This is a genomic window from Actinomyces slackii (assembly GCF_900637295.1).
Classification (GTDB): domain Bacteria; phylum Actinomycetota; class Actinomycetes; order Actinomycetales; family Actinomycetaceae; genus Actinomyces; species Actinomyces slackii.
Genome location: NZ_LR134363.1, coordinates 1,242,796 through 1,260,515 on the forward strand (window position 1 = coordinate 1,242,796; position 17,720 = coordinate 1,260,515).

The following is a 17,720-nucleotide window of genomic DNA, read 5'->3' on the forward strand; positions in this document are numbered from 1 at the left end:
CGGCATCCGGCGTCGCGTGGGAATGGGTCGCCGTCCCCGTCCCCGTATCCCCGAGCCGGGCGCGATGCCGCGATCAGGCGCCGCCGCCCGACGGCGCTCCAGGGCGCCCGCCCCAGGGCGCCGGCCCCAGGGCGCCCGCTCCAGGGCGCCGGCCCCAGGGCGCCCGCTCCAGGGCGCCGGCCCCAGGGCGCCGGCCCCAGGGCGCCGGCCCCAGGGCGCTCGCCCCGGAGCCGGCGGTGCGCCTCAGCGCTCCAGATCGGCTGCCGCGCGCACTTCGGGGCGAACCGGTACCAGCCGGGTCAGTTGGGTGACATGACGGGGCTCGAGCTCGTCGAGGCTGGCCACCCCCAGCAGCTTCATGGTGCGCACCACCTGATCGGAGAGGATCTCGATGGCGCGGTCCACCCCGGCGCGGCCCCCGGCCATGAGGCCGTACAGGTAGGCGCGGCCCACCAGGGAGAATTTCGCTCCCAGCGCGGCGGCGGCGATGATGTCCTGGCCGTGCATGATCCCGGTGTCGATCATGACGGTGGTGTCCCGGCCGACCTCCCGCAGGACCTCCGGCAGGAGGCGGAAGGGGATGGGGGCCCGGTCCATCTGGCGCCCGCCGTGGTTGGACAGCAGGATCCCGTCCACCCCCAGGTCCACCAGGCGCTTGGAGTCCGCCACGTTCTGGACCCCCTTGATGATGATCCTGCCCTTCCACAGGGAGCGGATCACCGCCAGGTCCTCGTCGGAGATCGTGGGATCCATGGCGCTGTCCAGCAGCTCTCCCACAGTCCCTCCCGTGGAGGACAGGGAGGCGAACTCCAGCTTGGGCGTGGTCAGGAAGTCGAACCACCATCGCGGGTACATAGCGGTGTTGAGCACCGTGGAGGCGGTGATCTGCGGCGGGATGGAGAAGCCATTGCGCTTATCGCGCAGGCGCGCCCCGGCCGTGGGCACATCCACGGTGAACATGAGGGTGTCGAAGCCCGCGGCAGCGGCCCGCTCCACCAGACCGTAGGAGATCTCGCGCTCGCGCATGACATAGAGCTGGAACCAGTTGCGCCCGCGCGGGTTGGCGGCGGCCACATCCTCCATGGATGTGGTGCCCAGGGTGGACAGGGTGAAGGGGATGCCCGCCGCCCCGGCCGCCCCGGCCCCGGCCGTCTCGCCCTCGGTGCGCATGAGGCGGGTGAAGCCGGTCGGGGCGATGCCGAAGGGCATGGCCGAGGGGCCGCCCAGGATCTGGCAGGAGGTGTTCACATCGGGGGCCGGGCGAAGGATGTCGGGGTGCCACTCGATGTCGCGGAAGGCCTGCCTGGCCCGGCGCAGGGAGATCTCCTCATCGGCGGAGCCATCGGTGTAGTCGAAGGCGGCTGCCGGGGTGTTGCGCTTGGCCAGCGCGCGCAGGTCCCAGATCGTCTGGGCGGCGGCCAGACGTCGTCGGCGGCCGTTGAGATCAGGGGCCTTGAATTGGAGAAGCTCGAAGATCTCGCTGGGCTTGGGGATCTGACGCGTGACCATGGATACCTCGACTGTGAGATGAGCGGGCCCCACGGGGCCCGTGCCGGACGCCGGTGCCGGATGAAGCGGGTCAGCCGCCGCCCGATCAGGACAGCAGAATCCTATGGGACGTAAGTCATGCAAGCAAGGTAAACCTAAGCATACTGCGCCGCATCGGCAGCTCGGTCCGGTCGGTGTTGGTGGTGAGTGGGGGTGGGGCGATCAGAGCGTTCGGCGCATGACGCAGCGGGGGTGGCCGGCGCCGGTCGCCTCTGTCATGCCGATCTTGGTGAAGCCGGCCTTCTCAAAGAGGGCTCGTGTGCCCAGGAAGGCCATGGTCGTGTCGATGCGCTTATCTGTGTCCGGCGGGTAGGTCTCCACTGCCGGGGCGCCCTGCTGGGCGGCATAGGCCACCGCCCCGTTGATCACCTGCAGCGCATAGCCCTTCCGGCGGAACCCGCGGCTGCGGACCACCACGCAGATGATCGCCCATACGCCTACGTCATCGATGCGCCGAATAAGCCTGGATGCCTCGAGCCTGGGGATCGCGGAGCGAGGCCCGATGGCGCACCAGGCAACGGGAACGCCGTCGTCATAGCCGATGACGCCAGGGCCGGGATCTCGATGGCACAGTGCGAGCAGGGCGTCCTCGCGCGTGTCACCGAGCTCGCGCATCTGGGCGGCCGTGAGCCGATGGGACAAGCACCAGCAGTGGGTGGCCCTCCGGTTGGGATTCGCGACGGTGGCGAAGTCGTCGAAGTTCTCAGGCGAGAGGGGGCGAATCTCGAAGGGCATGGAATCACCCGATGCTCAGTGGGCGATGACGACGCCCAGATTGCGCGGCCCGTGCACGCCGTTGACGCGCACCAGCTCGATGTCGCTCGTGGCCGAGGGCCCCGAGATCCACGTCATCGGCCGAGTGGGGTGGAGCCCCATGACATCGACGGCCTGGGGGACCGTCGGCACCACGGACTCGCGCTCCAGGACCACCACGTGGCGGTCGGGGATCAGGGAGATCGCCCGGCGCCCCTGATCGGGCTCGCCGTCCAGGACGATCGTGCCCGAGATCGAGATGCCCAGGCGCGAGCAGGTCAGCACGGCGTCGGCCTCATCGAGGCGCAGCGTGGCGATGGGGGCCTCGCGCGAGTCCTCCCACAGCTCGCGCCCACCGCGCCCGGCGGCCTCCTTGTACTCCTGGGGCAGTCCGTCGGGCACGACGACGATGCGCGCCGGCCCCAGCAGCGCGTCGATCGCGTCGAGCACCTCGGCCTGCGTGGGCGCCAGGGACACCGCGGCCGAGTAGTCCTCGAGCTTGTCGACCATCTCCTCGATCACCGGCGCTGAGCCCGGCGCCTCGGTGCCCGAGCGGATGTAGTCCCGCGGGATCTCCCGCACCGGGCCACTCTGGGAGCGCGAGATCGCATCGCGGGCCCGGGCCAGGATCGCAGTCTTGGCATCCATCAGTTCTCCTCCGTCGTCGTCGAGGCGGTGGACTGGGCCGCCGAGCCGCCGCCCGGGGCCTCCGGGTGGGTGCGCCGCCACCACTGGCGGAAGGTCTCGGCCGGCGCCACCGGCAGGTCCCTGGCCCCGGTCCACAGCGAGGCCGGGAAGGGCAGGGCCCCGATCGTCCCATCCTGGCCGCCCACCAGCGCCGAGGCCTTGACCGCCTGGGAGGCGGCCGCCCACAGCTTCTCATTGGACATCACCGGCGCCGAGGCGCCCAGGGCCACATCCCAGATATCGGGCACCAGGCGGCGCTTGACATCCACTGAGCGGGCGCGCAGGTGGACCAGGATGGTGGGGATGTCGATCTTGACCGGGCACACCTCGCCGCAGGCCCCGCACAGGGAGGAGGCGAAGGGCAGGGTGTGGACGGGATCGTCGTCGGCCAGCCCCTGGGTGAGCTGCGGGGTGAGGATCGAGCCGATCGGCCCGGGATAGACCGAGCCGTAGGCGTGCCCACCGGTGTGCTGGTAGACGGGGCAGATGTTCATGCACGAGCCGCAGCGGATGCAGGCCAGCGCCGCCCGGCCCACCGGGTCCGCCAGGGTCTTGGTGCGCCCGTTGTCCATGAGGATGACGTGGAACTCCTGGGGCCCATCGCCCGGGGTCACGCCCGTCCACATCGAGGTGTAGGGGTTCATGCGCTCCCCGGTGGCCGAGCGCGGCAGCAGCTGGGTGAAGATCTCAACATCCTGGAAGCGCGGCACCAGCTTCTCGATGCCCATGAGGGTGATGAGGGTGTCGGGCAGGGTCAGGCACATGCGGCCATTGCCCTCGGACTCCACGATCGAGACCGTCCCGGTCTCGGCCACCCCCATATTCGTCCCCGAGACCGCCACCGAGGCGCGCAGGAACTTGTGCCGCAGGTGGGCGCGGGCCGCCGCCGTCAGCTCCTGGGGGTCATCGGTCAGGTCCGCCGGGGCGTCCTCCATCCTGTCCAGGAAGATGCCGCGCACCTCCGAGCGGTTGCGGTGGATGGCGGGCACGACGATATGGGAGGGCATGTCGTCGGCGAGCTGGACGATCATCTCGGCCAGGTCCGTCTCATGGGCGGTGATGCCCCGGTCGGCCAGGTACTCGTTGAGATTGGTCTCCTGGGTGGCCATGGACTTGACCTTGACGACGTCGTCGACGCCCTTGGAGGCGATGATGCCGGCCACGATCCGATTGGCCTCGGCGGCGTCGCGCGCCCAGTGGACGATCCCGCCGCGGGCGGTCACATTGGCCTCGAACTGCTCCAGCAGCTCGGGCAGGCGGGAGGCCACCTCGAACTTCACGGCCTCCCCGGCGTTGCGCAGCTCCTCCCAGTCGGGCATCTCCGCCACGCGCATGGCCCGCTTGGAGCGGATGGTGCGGGTGGCGTGGCCCAGATTGCGGCGCATCTGGGTGTTGGCCAGGGTCTTGTGGGCGCCCTGGGGGAAGGTGTGTCCCCAGCGCAGGGTGTCGGCGGGCTGCTCGACGTCGGTGCGCCAGCCGCCGGTGTGGGGCATGCCCAGGAATACCTGTGTCATCGTGTCACCGCCTTGCTCGTGGGCTGGGTGGGCTGGGTGGGCTGGGTCTGGCGGGGGGCGAAGGAGATATTGCCCTCGAAGGGCGCCTCCTTGGTCGAGGCCAGGATCTCCGCCAGGTGCATGATCCTCACCCCGGAGTGCACGCGGGACAGGCCCCCGCCGATATGCATGAGGCAGGAGTAGTCCCCGGCGCACAGGATCTCGGCGCGGGTGGACATGACCGCGCTCATCTTGTCCGCCAGCATCGCCGTGGAGGTCTCGGAGTTCTTCACCGAGAAGGTCCCCCCGAACCCGCAGCAGACCTCGGCGTCGGGGAGGTCGATGAGGGTCAGGCCCTCCACCGCCCGCAGCAGCCGGTAGGGGCGGTCGCCCACCCCGGCCACGCGCATGGAGTGGCAGGTGGGGTGGTAGGTGACCGTGTGGGGGAAGTAGGCGCCCACATCCTCCAGGCCCAGGACGTCGGTCAGCAGCTCGGAGAGGTCATAGGTGTGGGCGGCGATCTGCTCGACCCGCGCCGCCAGGGCGGCGTCCCCCACATGCTCGGCCACCAGCTTCTGCTCGTGGCGGGCCGCCCCCGTGCACGAGCCCGAGGGGATGACGATGGCGTCCCACTGCCCGTCGAGCACCGGGGAGAAGGTCTCGACATGGTTGCGGGTGATGCGGGCCGCATGCGCGAAGTAGCCGGTGTTGGCGTGCATCTGCCCGCAGCAGACCTGGCCCGGTGGGAAGAAGACCTCATGGCCCAGCCGCTCCAGGATGGAGACGGTGGCCTGCGCCGCCTGCGGGAACATGGTGTCCGCCAGGCAGGTCGCGAATAGTGCGATGCGCACAATGCACCTCCGTGATGGGCGCTGAGGCGCCCTGACAGCGTCGTTGATGATGCGTTGAGGTTAAGCCCTCATTGGCACGGTGATCGAAGCGCCGGGGTGGAGATCTGATGAAGGGAGGCGTCTTCGGCGCCATCAGGCCGGATCGGGGTCGACCCGCTCCCATGGCGGGGATTGGGCCCGGCCCGAACCGACGCCGTCTTTTTCGTCAAGCGGGAATGCGGTTATCGGCGTCGGCCCGCGAGGACGCCCGCCCGAGGGCCGACGACGGCGCACCGGGCGGCCGCCCAGCGGTGCCCCTCGGCGCCGGTTGGGCCGGGCTGGCCCGGCTGGCAGGGTTGGCAGGGTTGGCTGGGTTGGCTGGGTTGGGCCGGCCAACCCGTCCTGCCCGGCGCGCCGGGGCGGGAGAGAGCTGCTGGGGCAGAGCGTGGGCGCCCGGCCCGGCCCGTCGGGGCGCCCGGTCCGTCGGGGCGCAGGCCCCGTCCGCGCCCTGCCGGGGCGCCGGGCTCAGGCGGGCTCAGGCGGGAAGGTAGGCGTCCAGCCAGCCCTGGGAGGCGATGAACACCAGGGTGCACAGCGCCAGGAGCAGGCCAAGGGAGTAGGGGGCGACCTTCCGCAGGATCTCCGCATCCGAGCCCGGGGCCTCCACCGCCGTCGAGGCGATGGCCAGGTTCTGCGGGGAGACGATCTTGCCCAGCCCGCCGCCGATCGTGTTGGCCGCCAGCAGGATGCGCGGATCCAGGCCGGCCCCCTGGGCGGCCGTGGCCTGCAGGTTGGCGAACAGGGCGCCGGCGCTCGTGGCCGAGCCCGCCACCGCCGTGCCCACCCATCCCAGCACGGGGGACAGGAAGGCGTAGGCCGCCCCCGTGGCCGCCAGAGCCGCGCCGATCGCCGTGGTCTGGCCCGAGAAGTTCATGACATAGGCCAGGGCCATGACGCTGGCGATGGTGAGGATCGCCAGGCGCAGCGTGTGGCAGGTGGTGGCCAGGGTCGTGAAGCCCTGGCGCACCGTCATCTCGAATGCCCCCGGCACCGAGCGCGCCGAGTAGACGAGGGTGACGATCACGGCGGTCACCAGGATCCAGGTGCCCGGGTTGGACAGGATCTGCAGGGTGTAGATGGCGCTGGCCGAGGCCTCGCCGTCGGGCCCCAGGAGGGAGCCGTGCACGCCGGGCCACGGCACCGAGATATCCGTCGCCCGCAGCGCCTGGCTGAGATCCACCCCGATCTTCCACAGCTTGGTGATCGCGATGATGACCACCACCAGGACGTAGGGCAGCAGGGCCAGGATGACGCGCTCGCGGTCGGGCGCATCGGCCTTGTCCACGTGGGAGCGGTGCTCCTGGGGGGTTGTGGGCGTCCACACCAGGAGGAAGGCGTAGGAGGCCGCCAGGCCCAGCAGAGAGGCCAGGACCGCGGTGAGCTCATAGGACAGCGTCGGCGTCAGGAAGTGCCCGGCGCCCGTGGCCAGGCCCGCCACCACCGCCAGGGGCCACAGCTGGCGCACGCCCCGCAGCCCATCAAGGATGAACAGGAGGACCAGCGGGATGACGGCGCACAGCACCCAGGTCAGGTGGCCCATGAAGGAGGCCACGGTCACCGGCTCCTGGCCGCCCAGCTTGCCCGCCGTCGTCACCGGGATGGCCATGGCCCCGAAGCCCACGTTGATGGCATTGCCCACCATGACCACGGCGGCCGCCCGCAGCTTGGCCACGCCCAGCGTGGCGACCATGGCCGCGGCAATGGCCACGGGCGCGCCGAAGCCGGCCAGGCCCTCCATGAGGCCGCAGAAGGAGAAGGCGACGATCAGCGCCTGGGCGCGCATATCGCCCTTGCCGATCGCGTTGAACACCGCCCGCAGATCCGCCGAGCGCCCCGAGACCTCCGTGAGGTTGTAGAGCCACACGGCCGCGATGATGATGTAGATGATCGGCACGAATCCCATGGCCGCCCCCTGAGTGGCGCTCATGACGGTCATCCCCACCGGCATGCCGAAGGCCACCACGGCCAGGACGGCCGCCAGCCCCAGGGAGATGAGGGAGCACCAGTGCGTGGCCACCTTGAAGACCCCCATGAGGAGGAAGAAGGTCACCAGCGGCAGCAGGCCCACGGCCGCTGTCAGGTACACACTGCCTCCCACCGCAGTGGTCGACGGCGTGAAAGAGGCAGCGTGCAGGCCACCAAGGAGGACAGGCGTCATTGATTGCTCCCCGAGTTGATCTGTTGTAGGCAGGGCGATCCCTGGATGAATTTCTCATCGATACTGCCACGGATGGCGCTCCAGTGCACAAAGCGGCGGCGTGGTCCCAGGTCAGGGAGGAGGCGGAGGGCGGTCGAGCGCGCGCCGAGCGTGACGGAGGCGGCGGTGGTGGGCGGAGTTGTTCCGCCGGCGCCTGCGCCGGCCGGGGTGGGGTGGCTGGGGCGTGTGTCGGCCGGGGCTGGGGTGCGCCGGGGGCGCCGGGGGGCGGGCGCGCCGGGGGCGCCGGGGGGCGGGCGCGCCGGGGGCTGGGCGCGCAGGGTGTCGGGCGGCCACGGTGCCCTTGGCCGCAGGGGGCTGGGGATGCCCGGGCAAGGTGGCCAGCGCAGGGCGCCAGACGGCCGGGGCGGCGCGCCGGGCGCGCAAGGTGTCGGGCGGCCACGGTGCCCTTGGCCGCCGGGGGCGGGGGCGCCAGGGGGGCGGGTGGTCGGCGCAGGGTGGCCGGGCAACGGGTGCGCCGGGCGGGGCCGGCCCCGTGACCACTCCCACGCCCGCTGGTCTTGCGGGGGCGTCGTCGTCGGTGTGTATGGTTGCCCCTGCCAAAGACCGCAGGTCTCCCGCCCAGGCGGGACCAAGTCCGCTGACAGGTGGAGCCGGCGCAGGTGAGACGAGACCCGCTGGGGGAGACCCCGCACTGCGAGCCCCGTGCCCACCGGCGCGGGGCTTTTCCCATGAAGCGGGCCCTGCGGCAGACCACGGAAGGAGGGCCCATGGCACGGCCTGACAAGGAGGCAACTGTTGCCGAGCTGGCGGACAAGTTCCGCGAGTCGGATGCGGTCCTGCTGACTGAGTACCGGGGACTGAGCGTCGCCCAGCTCAAGGAGCTGCGCCGTTCCCTGGGTGACAACGCCGAGTACGCCGTGGTGAAGAACACGCTGGCCGCCATCGCGGCCCGCCAGGTCGGTCTCGAGGCCTTCGCCGAGGACCTCAAGGGCCCTTCAGCCCTGACCTTCGTCACCGGTGAGCCGGTCGAGGCGGCCAAGGCTCTGCGTGACTTCGCCAAGGACAACAAGCAGCTCGTCATCAAGGGCGGCGTCATGGACGGCACCGTGCTGTCCGCCGACGGCGTCGACAAGCTCGCCTCTCTCGAATCCCGCGAGGTGCTGCTGGCCAAGGCCGCGGGCGCTATGAAGGCGTCCATGTCCAAGGCTGTGTACCTCTTCGCCGCACCGGCCTCCCAGGCCGTGCGCACCGTCGACGCCCTGCGCGCCAAGCAGGAGACCGCGGCCTGAGCCGCACGCGTCATCCACCACCCCTGCACGCGCAGGAACCACACCAGGAAGGAACGCCCATCATGGCGAAGCTGACCACCGAAGAGCTCATCGAGCAGTTCAAGGAGCTCACCCTCATCGAGCTCTCCGAGTTCGTCAAGGCCTTCGAGGAGACCTTCGACGTCACCGCTGCCGCCCCGGCCGCCGTGGCCGTGGCCGCCGCTCCCGGCGCTGCCGGTGGCGAGGCCGCCGCTGAGGAGGAGAAGGACGAGTTCGACGTCATCCTCGAGTCCGCCGGCGACAAGAAGATCCAGGTCATCAAGGAGGTGCGCGCCCTGACCTCCCTCGGCCTGAAGGAGGCCAAGGAGCTCGTCGACGGTGCCCCCAAGGCCGTTCTCGAGGGCGCCAACAAGGAGACCGCCGAGAAGGCCAAGGAGCAGCTCGAGGGCGCTGGCGCCACCGTCACCCTCAAGTGAGCCCGTCCCCGTAGGTGCTCGGGCGCGCGTCGCCTGAGGCCTGGGGGTGCAAGCACCGGCCGGGCCCCTCCCGCGATCATGCGGGAGGGGCCCGGCTGTGCGTGCGGGGCGGCGTCGCTCGTCGGCGCCGCCTGCCGCGCCGGCTCGATGACGAGCCTTTGCGTCGGGGACGAGCCTTTGCGTCATTTGCCTATGTGCGGACCCTCGTTGGATGACGCATTCCCTCGTCCGGTACGCAGACGCACGTCCGACGCCGCCGGCCCGCCGCAGTCCGCGCGCCCGTCCGGCCCGCTGCCCGCAGACCCGCCCGACGCCGTCCGCCAGCTGCCACCCGCCGGCCGCGCTCGCTCGATGACGAGCCTTTGCGTCGCGGACGAGCGTTTGCGTCATTTGCCCATGTGCGGACCCTCGTTGGATGACTGTGATGTCTCAGGACATCGGTGACAGTTCTGTCTCAGGACATCGGTGACAGTTGGTGTGTCAGGACATCGGTGACGGTTGTGTCTTCTTGCGGCCTCGTCCGCCTCGGGAGTTGGTGGGGTCAGGGGCGTGGGTGGAGACGTAGGTCACGCCAGGGGCGGGCCAGGTGTGCTGGGCCAGGATCTGGCCGTCGGGGGTGGCAAAGACGATGGTCGCGGGGTCCCAGGTGATCTCGACATCGCATCGGGCGTGCGCCTTGGAGGCCAGGAAGACGATGGCCCCCAGGCTGACGGTGCCGTTGGCCTGGATCCGGCTTCGTCGCTGACCGCGCTGCGGGGTCCTGGAGCGGGTCCGTGGCTTGTGGCTGGTGGGCGCCCCGCCGGGGATGATGGGCTCGTCGTTGGCTGTGTGGGGGCGTGGGGGCTCGGCGATGGGGGTGGCGTGGTCGGGCCTGGGCCGGGGTGATGTGTCCGGGCAGGCCCTGGTGGGGGCGCTGGGTGTTGTAGATCTGGTCGAAGGCGTCGATCTGGGCTTGCAGCTCGTCCAGGTCCTTGGCCAGGGGCTGGGCATCGAGGTAGCGCAGCAAGGTGTGGCCGAAGCGCTCGGTCTTGCCCTGGGTGGTGGGCTTGTAGGGCTTGCCGGTGATGGGCTCGACCCCCAGGGCCCGCACGTGCTCCACGAGCGCGCCCTGCCTGCCCCGCCTGGTGGGGTTCAAAGCGCTGCCGTTGTCGGTCAGCAGTCTTTGGGGCACCCCGTGGCGCGCCACGGCCGTGACAGGACGGTGATCGCCGCGGTGCTGGTCTCGCCCCGGGCCGCCAGCCAGGCCAGGGCCAGGCGGGAGTGGTCATCGATGAGCCGGGCGGATCCACGCACTTGCGGCCGCCGCCTGGCACGTAGGTGGTGGCGCCCGATCTGCCAGCAGGCGTTGGGCGCGGGGTAGAGCCGCCTCCAGGCCGCTCGGGGCCTTTTGGACGGCTCGGCCCGGGCCAGGCCCCGAGCCCGGAACAGGCGGGCCAGCGCTGCCGGGGACGCGGTTGTCCAGGCCCATCTGCCTCATCTTGTCATGAACGCTGACCGGGCCATGGTCCAGGCCCGAGGCCGCCAGTGCCGCGCGCACCGACACGGCCTGATCCTTGACCTCCTGGCCCAGGGCGGTCGGGCTCGTCTGGGGCCTGCGCGACAGGGGCTCCAGGACAGCGGCCTGGCCCATCTGCTCGGCCCGGCGGCGCAGCTTGTAGAAGGTATTGCGGGAGATGGCATGCTCGGCGCCCAACGAGGCCACCGCCCCACGCGGGGCGTCGGCGGGCCAGTTGGCGATCGCCAGGCGGATACGAGGATCAACAGGTTTGCTCACCAGCCCATCGAAGTGTCACCACCAGACCCCCTCAAACCGTCACCGATGTCCTGAGGCAGAACTGTCACCGATGTCCTGAGACATAACACCCTCGTTGGATGACGCATACCCTCGTCCGGTACGCAGACGCACGTCCGACGGCACCCGCCCGACGTCGTCGCCGACCGTCGCCGACCGACGCCGCCCGCCACCGGGGCCGGCGGTTCGGAGGCCCCGTGATGACAGGAGGGCTGGTCGACGTCGGGCAGGTAAGGAGCATGCAGGGCCTGTGCGGGTTGGGAGGGCGATCCGCAGAATTCCGCGGGGCATCGGATCACCGGCCTGTGGACAGGAGCCGGCTGCCGCGGAGTTCTCCACAGGCTCCCCGTTGGGGCGTGCTTGACGAGGCGCCGCCGCACACACTCGCCACATGGACACAACGAGCCCAAACAGCATCCCCAACTACCTGCGCCCCCGTCTCTACTACGCCGACAGCTGCGGCAGCCGCAACCTGTGGCGAACTCCCGGACTGCAGCGGGTCATGCGGGGCGTCTACATCAAGCTCGAGCTCGATCGGCAGCGCTGGGAGCAGCGCTTCACGGTCTCCCTGGGCCGAGCCATGGCCGCCCTGCGGACGACGCCCTCTGCTCGCTGCCTGACCCACACCTCCGCCGCGCTTGTCCACGGCCTGTCCATGTGGACCCAGGAGCCCGACGTCTACCTCGCCCTGCCCTCGCGCCCGCAGCGCTGCACAGTGCTGCTGCCGACCTTCCACTTCCCCGCCACGGGGGAGCCCGTCGTCGTTCAGCGCGCCGGTGTCTATGACGCGCGGGTGCGAATCCACCGACGCTGCCTCGAGGTCGCCGATGAGGAGATCGAGGTCGTGTCCGGGGTGGCTGTGACCACAATTCTGCGCACTGCCTTCGACGCCGCCTGCGACGAGCCGCCGGCCAACGCCCTGTCGATCGCCGATGCGGCGCTGCGCCGATACTGCCAGCCCGATCTTTGGCACCCGGAGGCCTGTCAAGACCGCCTGGCGCAGGCCCGTGCCTACTGGGATGCGCTCCTGGAGCGTCATCGTGGGCGCCGAGGCCTCCCGCGGGCGCGGGCGGTCCTGGCGGTAGCCAGTCCCTGGGCGATGCTGCCCGGTGAGAGCGTGCTGCGCTGGCTGGTGCTGTCGTTGGGCCTGCCGGCCCCATCGCTCCAGCGCCTGGTGGTCACGAGGCGCGGCGAGTACTTCATCGACCTGTGCTGGCCGGAGTTCGGCATCGCCCTGGAGTTCGATGGGCGGTTGAAGTACCGCACCGAGGATGACGTCTTCGCCGAGAAGCTCCGGCAGGACGCCATCCACGACCTGGGGTGGGACTTCCTGCGCGTGACCTGGCAGGACCTTCAGGACATGGCGGCCCTGGCCGACCGCCTGCTGAGGCTCTTCCCCGCCTCGGTCGTCGCCGGTCTTCGGCCGCCGCGCGACCTGGCGTGGTGAGGTGAGCGGCGGGAGCGGCGGCACGGCGCTGGCCGACGGCGCCGGTGCCGCCGCAGTCCACGCGCCCGCCCGGCCCGCTGCCCTCCACCCGCCCGGCCCGCCGGCTGGATGACGAGTGTTTGCGTCGGGGACGAGCGTTTGCGTCATTTGCCTATGTGCGGGCCCTCGTTGGATGACGCATATCCTCGTCCGGTACGCAGATGCACGTCCGACGCCGCCGGCCCGATGTCGTCACCGACCGACGCCGCCCGCCACCTCACCCGCGGGCGCCTGCCGCCCCGCCGGCCGTGCTCGCCGTTGCCGCCCGCATGCCCGTCGCTGCCTGCTGCCCTGCCTGGCGCCCGCCCGCCGCGCCGGCTGGATGGCGAGTGTTTGCGTCGGGGACGAGCGTTTGCGTCAGTTGCCTATGTGCGGACCCTCGTTGGATGACGCATTCCCTCGTCCGGTACGCAGATGCACGTCCGACGCCGCCGGCCCGATGTCGTCACCGACCGACGCCTCCCGCCACCTCACCCGCGGGCGCCTGCCGCCCCGCCGGCCGTGCTCGCCGTTGCCGCCCGCATGCCCGTCGCTGCCTGCTGCCCTGCCTGGCGCCCGCCCGCCGCGCCGGCTCGATGACGAGCCTTTGCGTCGGGGACGAGCTTTTGCGTCAGTTGCCTATGTGCGGACCCTCGTTGGATGACGCATACCCTCGTCCGGTACGCAGACGCACGTCCGACGGCACCCGCCCGACGTCGTCGCTGTCCGCGGCCGCCCGTCCGGCCCGCTGCCCGTCGCCTGCCACCCGCCCGCTCGGTGACGAGTGTTTGCGTCGGGGACGAGCTTTTGCGTCAGTTGCCTATGTGCGGACCCTCGTTGGATGACGCATTCCCTCGTCCGGTACGCAGATGCACGTCCGACGCCGCCGGCCCGATGTCGTCACCGACCGACGCCTCCCGCCACCTCGCCCGCGGGCGCCTGCCGCCCCGCCGGCCGTGCTCGCCGTTGCCGCCCGCATGCCCGTCGCTGCCTGCTGCCCTGCCTGGCGCCCGCCCGCCGCGCCGGCTCGATGACGAGCCTTTGCGTCGGGGACGAGCTTTTGCGTCAGTTGCCTATGTGCGGACCCTCGTTGGATGACGCATACCCTCGTCCGGTACGCAGACGCACGTCCGACGGCACCCGCCGCGGCCCACCCACCGCCGCCCGCCGCGGCCCACCCACCGCCACCCGCGCGCCCACCACCCCACCCACCCGCCGACCGGCCTCCGCCACCCCACCCACCCGCCAACCGGCCTCCGCCACCCCGCCGGCTCCGCCGCCTCCACCCCGCCCACCACCGCCCACCGCCGCGGTGTGAGTATTGCGGGCCCAGGGAGTGGGGCAGTATGCGCGACTGTGGCGGGAATCGCAAGCACCCCGCGCTGCTCGCCGTAGATACGGCTGACCCGGGCGTGTACGCTAGCGCTTTGCGTCCATTGTGTGCATTCGTCTCAGCGCTCTCTTCAGACCCGTGGGTCCCACAGGCCCACGCGGCCGGTGAGCCCCGAGCGCGCATGCGCCCAGTGCTCGCCGAGTGGTCCCCGATCTGAGGGAAGGATCCCCTTTGGCTGCCTCGCGCACCTCTGCACCTACTGCTGCCGACATCGCCGCCCGCACCGCGTCCAGGCGCATCAACTTCGCCAAGATCGCGGAGCCCATGCAGGCTCCCAACCTCCTGGCCCTTCAGACCGAGAGCTTCGACTGGCTCGTCGGCAACGAGAAATGGCGTGAGCGGGTGAGTGCCGCCAACCGCGCGCGCCCCGGCTCCCTGCCCGAGACCTCGGGGCTGGAGGAGATCTTCGACGAGATCTCCCCCATCGAGGACTTCGCCGAGGCCATGGCCCTGTCCTTCCACGACCACCGCTTCGAGGAGCCGAAGTACACGGCCGAGGAGTGCCAGGAGAAGGACCTGACCTACGCCGCCCCGCTCTACGTCGTGGCGGACTTCGAGAACTTCTCCACCGGTGAGATCAAGTCCCAGACGGTCTTCATGGGCGACTTCCCGCTCATGACCGAGCGCGGCACCTTCATCGTCAACGGCTCCGAGCGCGTCGTGGTCTCCCAGCTCGTGCGCTCCCCGGGCGTGTACTTCGAGCGCACCACGGAGAAGGCCACGGACAAGTTCGTCTACAGCGTCAAGTTCATCCCCTCGCGCGGCGCCTGGCTCGAGTTCGAGATCGACAAGTCCGACCGCGTGGCCGTGCGCATCGACCGCAAGCGCAAGCAGGACGTCACCGTCTTCCTGCTGGCCCTGGGCATGGACGAGGCCGAGATCCGCAAGGAGTTCGAGGGCTACCCGGCGCTGACCTCCGCCCTGGACGAGGACCGCAAGGTCACCACCCAGGACGAGGCCCTCCTGGACATCTACAAGAAGATCCGCCCCGGCGAGCCGCCCAGCGTCGAGGCCGGCCGCACCCTGCTGGAGAACTTCTACTTCAACCCCAAGCGCTACGACCTGGCCAAGGTAGGCCGCTACAAGATCAACAAGAAGCTCGGCCTGGCCACCGAGCTGGGCGACTCGGTGCTGCGCATTGAGGACATCGTGGCGGCCCTGAAGTACCTGCTGGCCCTGCACGCCGGTGCCGAGAGCGTTGAGGGCGTGCGCGACGGCGAGATCACCCAGATCGCCGTGGAGTACGACGACATCGACCACCTGGGCAACCGTCGCATCCGCGCCGTGGGCGAGCTCATCCAGGCCCAGGTGCGCACCGGCATGAGCCGCATGGAGCGCCAGGTGCGCGAGCGCATGACCACCCAGGATGTCGAGGCCATCACCCCCAACACCCTCATCAACATCCGGCCGGTGACCGCGGCGATCAAGGAGTTCTTCGGGACCTCCCAGCTCTCCCAGTTCATGGACCAGAACAACCCGCTGGCCGGCCTGACCCACAAGCGGCGCCTGAGCGCCCTGGGCCCCGGCGGCCTGTCGCGCGAGCGCGCCTCCATGGAGGTCCGCGACGTCCACACCTCCCACTACGGGCGCATGTGCCCCATCGAGTCCCCCGAGGGCCCCAACATCGGTCTCATCGGCTCGTTGGCCACCTTCGGGCGCATCAACCCCTTCGGCTTCATCGAGACCCCCTACCGGGTGGTCAAGGACGGTCAGGTCACCGATGAGACCCACTACCTGACGGCCGACGACGAGGACCGCCACGTCATCGCCCAGGCCAACGTGACCCTCACCGAGGACGGCCGCTTCGCCGAGGACCACGTCCTGTGCCGCGTCACCGGCGGCGAGCCGGCCCTGGTCCCCTCCTCGCAGGTCGACCTCATGGACGTCTCGCCCCGCCAGATGGTCTCGGTGGGCACCTCGCTCATCCCCTTCCTGGAGCACGACGACGCCAACCGCGCCCTCATGGGCGCCAACATGCAGCGCCAGGCCGTGCCGCTCATCCGCCCCGACGCCCCGCTGGTGGGCACCGGCATGGAGCGGCGCACCGCCGTTGACGCCGGGGACGTCCTGGTGGCGGACAAGGCCGGCGTGGTCACCGAGGTCTGCGCGGACTTCGTGCGCGTGGCCAACGACGACGCCACCGAGACCGTCTACAAGGTCGCCAAGTTCCGCCGCTCCAACCAGGGCAACTGCTACAACCAGCGGGTCGTGGCCACCGAGGGCGAGCGCGTGGAGGTGGGCTCGGTCCTGGCCGACGGCCCCGCCACCAACGAGGGCGACCTGGCCCTGGGCCAGAACCTCCTCGTGGCCTTCATGACCTGGGAGGGCCTGAACTACGAGGACGCCATCATCGTCTCCCAGCGGGTGGTGGCCGAGGACATGCTCACCTCGATCCACATCGAGGAGCACGAGGTCGACGCCCGCGACACCAAGCTGGGCGCCGAGGAGATCACCCGCGACATCCCCAATGTCTCCGAGGAGACCCTGGCCAACCTGGACGAGCGCGGCATCATCCGCATCGGCGCCGAGGTCCGCAGCGGCGACATCCTCGTGGGCAAGGTGACCCCCAAGGGCGAGACCGAGCTGACCAGTGAGGAGCGCCTGCTGCGCGCCATCTTCGGGGAGAAGGCCCGCGAGGTGCGCGACACCTCCCTGCGCGTCCCCCACGGCGAGTACGGGATCGTCACCGGCGTGCGGGAGATCGACGCCGCCTCCGACGACGCCGAGCTGCCCGCCGGGGTCAACCGCATGGTGCGCGTCTACATCGCCCAGCGCCGCAAGATCACCGTGGGCGACAAGCTCTCGGGCCGTCACGGCAACAAGGGCGTCATCTCCAAGATCCTGCCCGTGGAGGACATGCCCTTCCTGGCCGATGGCACCCCGGTCGACGTCATCCTCAACCCGCTGGGCGTGCCCAGCCGCATGAACGTCGGCCAGGTCCTCGAGCTCCACCTGGGCTGGGTGGCCTCTCGCGGTTGGGACGCCACCGCCGCCCGCGAGGCGGGGGAGGCCTGGGCCCTGCGCCTGCCGGACAACGGCGTGAGCGCCGAGCCCCGCACCCCCGTGGCCAGCCCGGTCTTCGACGGCGTGCGCGACGACGAGCTCATGGGCCTGCTGGACTCCACCCTGCCCAGCCCCGAGGGCCTGGAGCTGGTCCAGTCCGACGGCAAGGCCCACCTGTTCGATGGGCGCTCGGGCGAGCCCTTCCCGTACCCCATCTCGGTGGGCTACATGTACATCCTCAAGCTCCACCACCTCGTGGATGACAAGATCCACGCCCGCTCCACCGGCCCCTACTCCATGATCACCCAGCAGCCGCTGGGCGGTAAGGCGCAGTTCGGCGGCCAGCGCTTCGGCGAGATGGAGGTCTGGGCGATGGAGGCCTACGGCGCCGCCCACGCCCTCCAGGAGCTGCTGACCGTCAAGTCCGATGATGTCATCGGCCGCGTCAAGGTCTACGAGGCCATCGTCAAGGGCGATGACATCCCCGAGCCCGGCATCCCCGAGTCCTTCAAGGTGCTCATGAAGGAGATGCAGTCGCTGTGCCTGAATGTTGAGGCGCTGGACGCCGAGGGCAACGCGATCGGCCTGGACGACACCGACGAGGACTCCCACCGCGCCGCCGAGGAGCTCGGCTTCGATCTGGGCCGCCGCCCGGGCGGGGCCATGGCCTCCACGGTCGACGAGATCTGATCCGGACAACTCCACTGGGCGGGGCCCCGCGCTCGCCGCCCATCGGGCGCCGTCGTCGTCCTGGAAGCACGACGACGGCCGCCCCGACGACATCACCTGGTGAA

The 17,720-nt window shown here is 70.7% G+C and carries 10 protein-coding genes and 1 pseudogene; 4 read left to right on the forward strand and 7 right to left on the reverse strand.

The genetic code is table 11. The features are described 5' to 3' along the window. Positions 1 to 243: 243 nt before the first annotated feature. From EL266_RS05065 to EL266_RS05090, 6 genes are all read right to left on the reverse strand, one after another. Positions 244 to 1,509, reverse strand: coding sequence for an alpha-hydroxy acid oxidase (locus EL266_RS05065; protein ID WP_026427372.1), 1,266 nt, complete (start codon positions 1,507 to 1,509; stop codon positions 244 to 246). A gap of 201 nt (positions 1,510 to 1,710) precedes the next feature. Then, entirely contained in the window at positions 1,711 to 2,283 is a 573-nt protein-coding gene (locus EL266_RS05070; RefSeq protein WP_026427373.1) for a GNAT family N-acetyltransferase, read from the reverse strand. Positions 2,284 to 2,298: 15 nt separating this feature from the next. Then, complete coding sequence (locus tag EL266_RS05075; protein WP_026427374.1) at positions 2,299 to 2,949, reverse strand: LutC/YkgG family protein; 651 nt, start codon at positions 2,947 to 2,949, stop codon at positions 2,299 to 2,301. After that, on the reverse strand, positions 2,949 to 4,502 hold the full coding sequence (locus EL266_RS05080) for a LutB/LldF family L-lactate oxidation iron-sulfur protein (RefSeq protein WP_051281311.1): 1,554 nt from the start codon (positions 4,500 to 4,502) through the stop codon (positions 2,949 to 2,951). The genes EL266_RS05075 and EL266_RS05080 overlap by 1 nt, the downstream gene beginning before the upstream one ends. Then, entirely contained in the window at positions 4,499 to 5,332 is an 834-nt protein-coding gene (locus EL266_RS05085) for a (Fe-S)-binding protein (RefSeq protein ID WP_026427375.1), read from the reverse strand. The genes EL266_RS05080 and EL266_RS05085 overlap by 4 nt, the downstream gene beginning before the upstream one ends. Before the next feature lie 514 nt (positions 5,333 to 5,846). Further along, complete coding sequence (locus tag EL266_RS05090) at positions 5,847 to 7,529, reverse strand: L-lactate permease (RefSeq protein WP_026427376.1); 1,683 nt, start codon at positions 7,527 to 7,529, stop codon at positions 5,847 to 5,849. A 767-nt stretch (positions 7,530 to 8,296) separates the two neighbouring features. Here EL266_RS05090 and rplJ point away from each other — a divergent pair. Continuing rightward, entirely contained in the window at positions 8,297 to 8,818 is a 522-nt protein-coding gene (rplJ, locus tag EL266_RS05100) for a 50S ribosomal protein L10 (RefSeq protein ID WP_026427377.1), read from the forward strand. Between the two features lie 62 nt (positions 8,819 to 8,880). Next, a complete protein-coding gene (gene rplL / locus EL266_RS05105) occupies positions 8,881 to 9,273 on the forward strand; it encodes a 50S ribosomal protein L7/L12 (protein ID WP_026427378.1) in 393 nt (130 codons plus the stop codon). A 480-nt stretch (positions 9,274 to 9,753) separates the two neighbouring features. Here the strand turns inward: rplL and EL266_RS05110 are convergent. Next, a pseudogene (locus tag EL266_RS05110) lies at positions 9,754 to 11,050 on the reverse strand (integrase core domain-containing protein). 406 nt (positions 11,051 to 11,456) lie between these two features. On the opposite strand from EL266_RS05110, the gene EL266_RS05115 reads away from it, so the two are divergent. Together EL266_RS05115 and rpoB are read left to right on the forward strand one after the other, a co-directional pair. Further along, positions 11,457 to 12,512 (forward strand): hypothetical protein, encoded by a 1,056-nt coding sequence (locus tag EL266_RS05115; protein ID WP_051281450.1) that lies wholly within the window; start codon positions 11,457 to 11,459, stop codon positions 12,510 to 12,512. Between the two features lie 1,582 nt (positions 12,513 to 14,094). Continuing rightward, positions 14,095 to 17,616, forward strand: a complete 3,522-nt coding sequence (gene rpoB / locus EL266_RS05125) for a DNA-directed RNA polymerase subunit beta (RefSeq protein ID WP_026428005.1) — start codon at positions 14,095 to 14,097, stop codon at positions 17,614 to 17,616. Positions 17,617 to 17,720 lie beyond the last annotated feature (104 nt).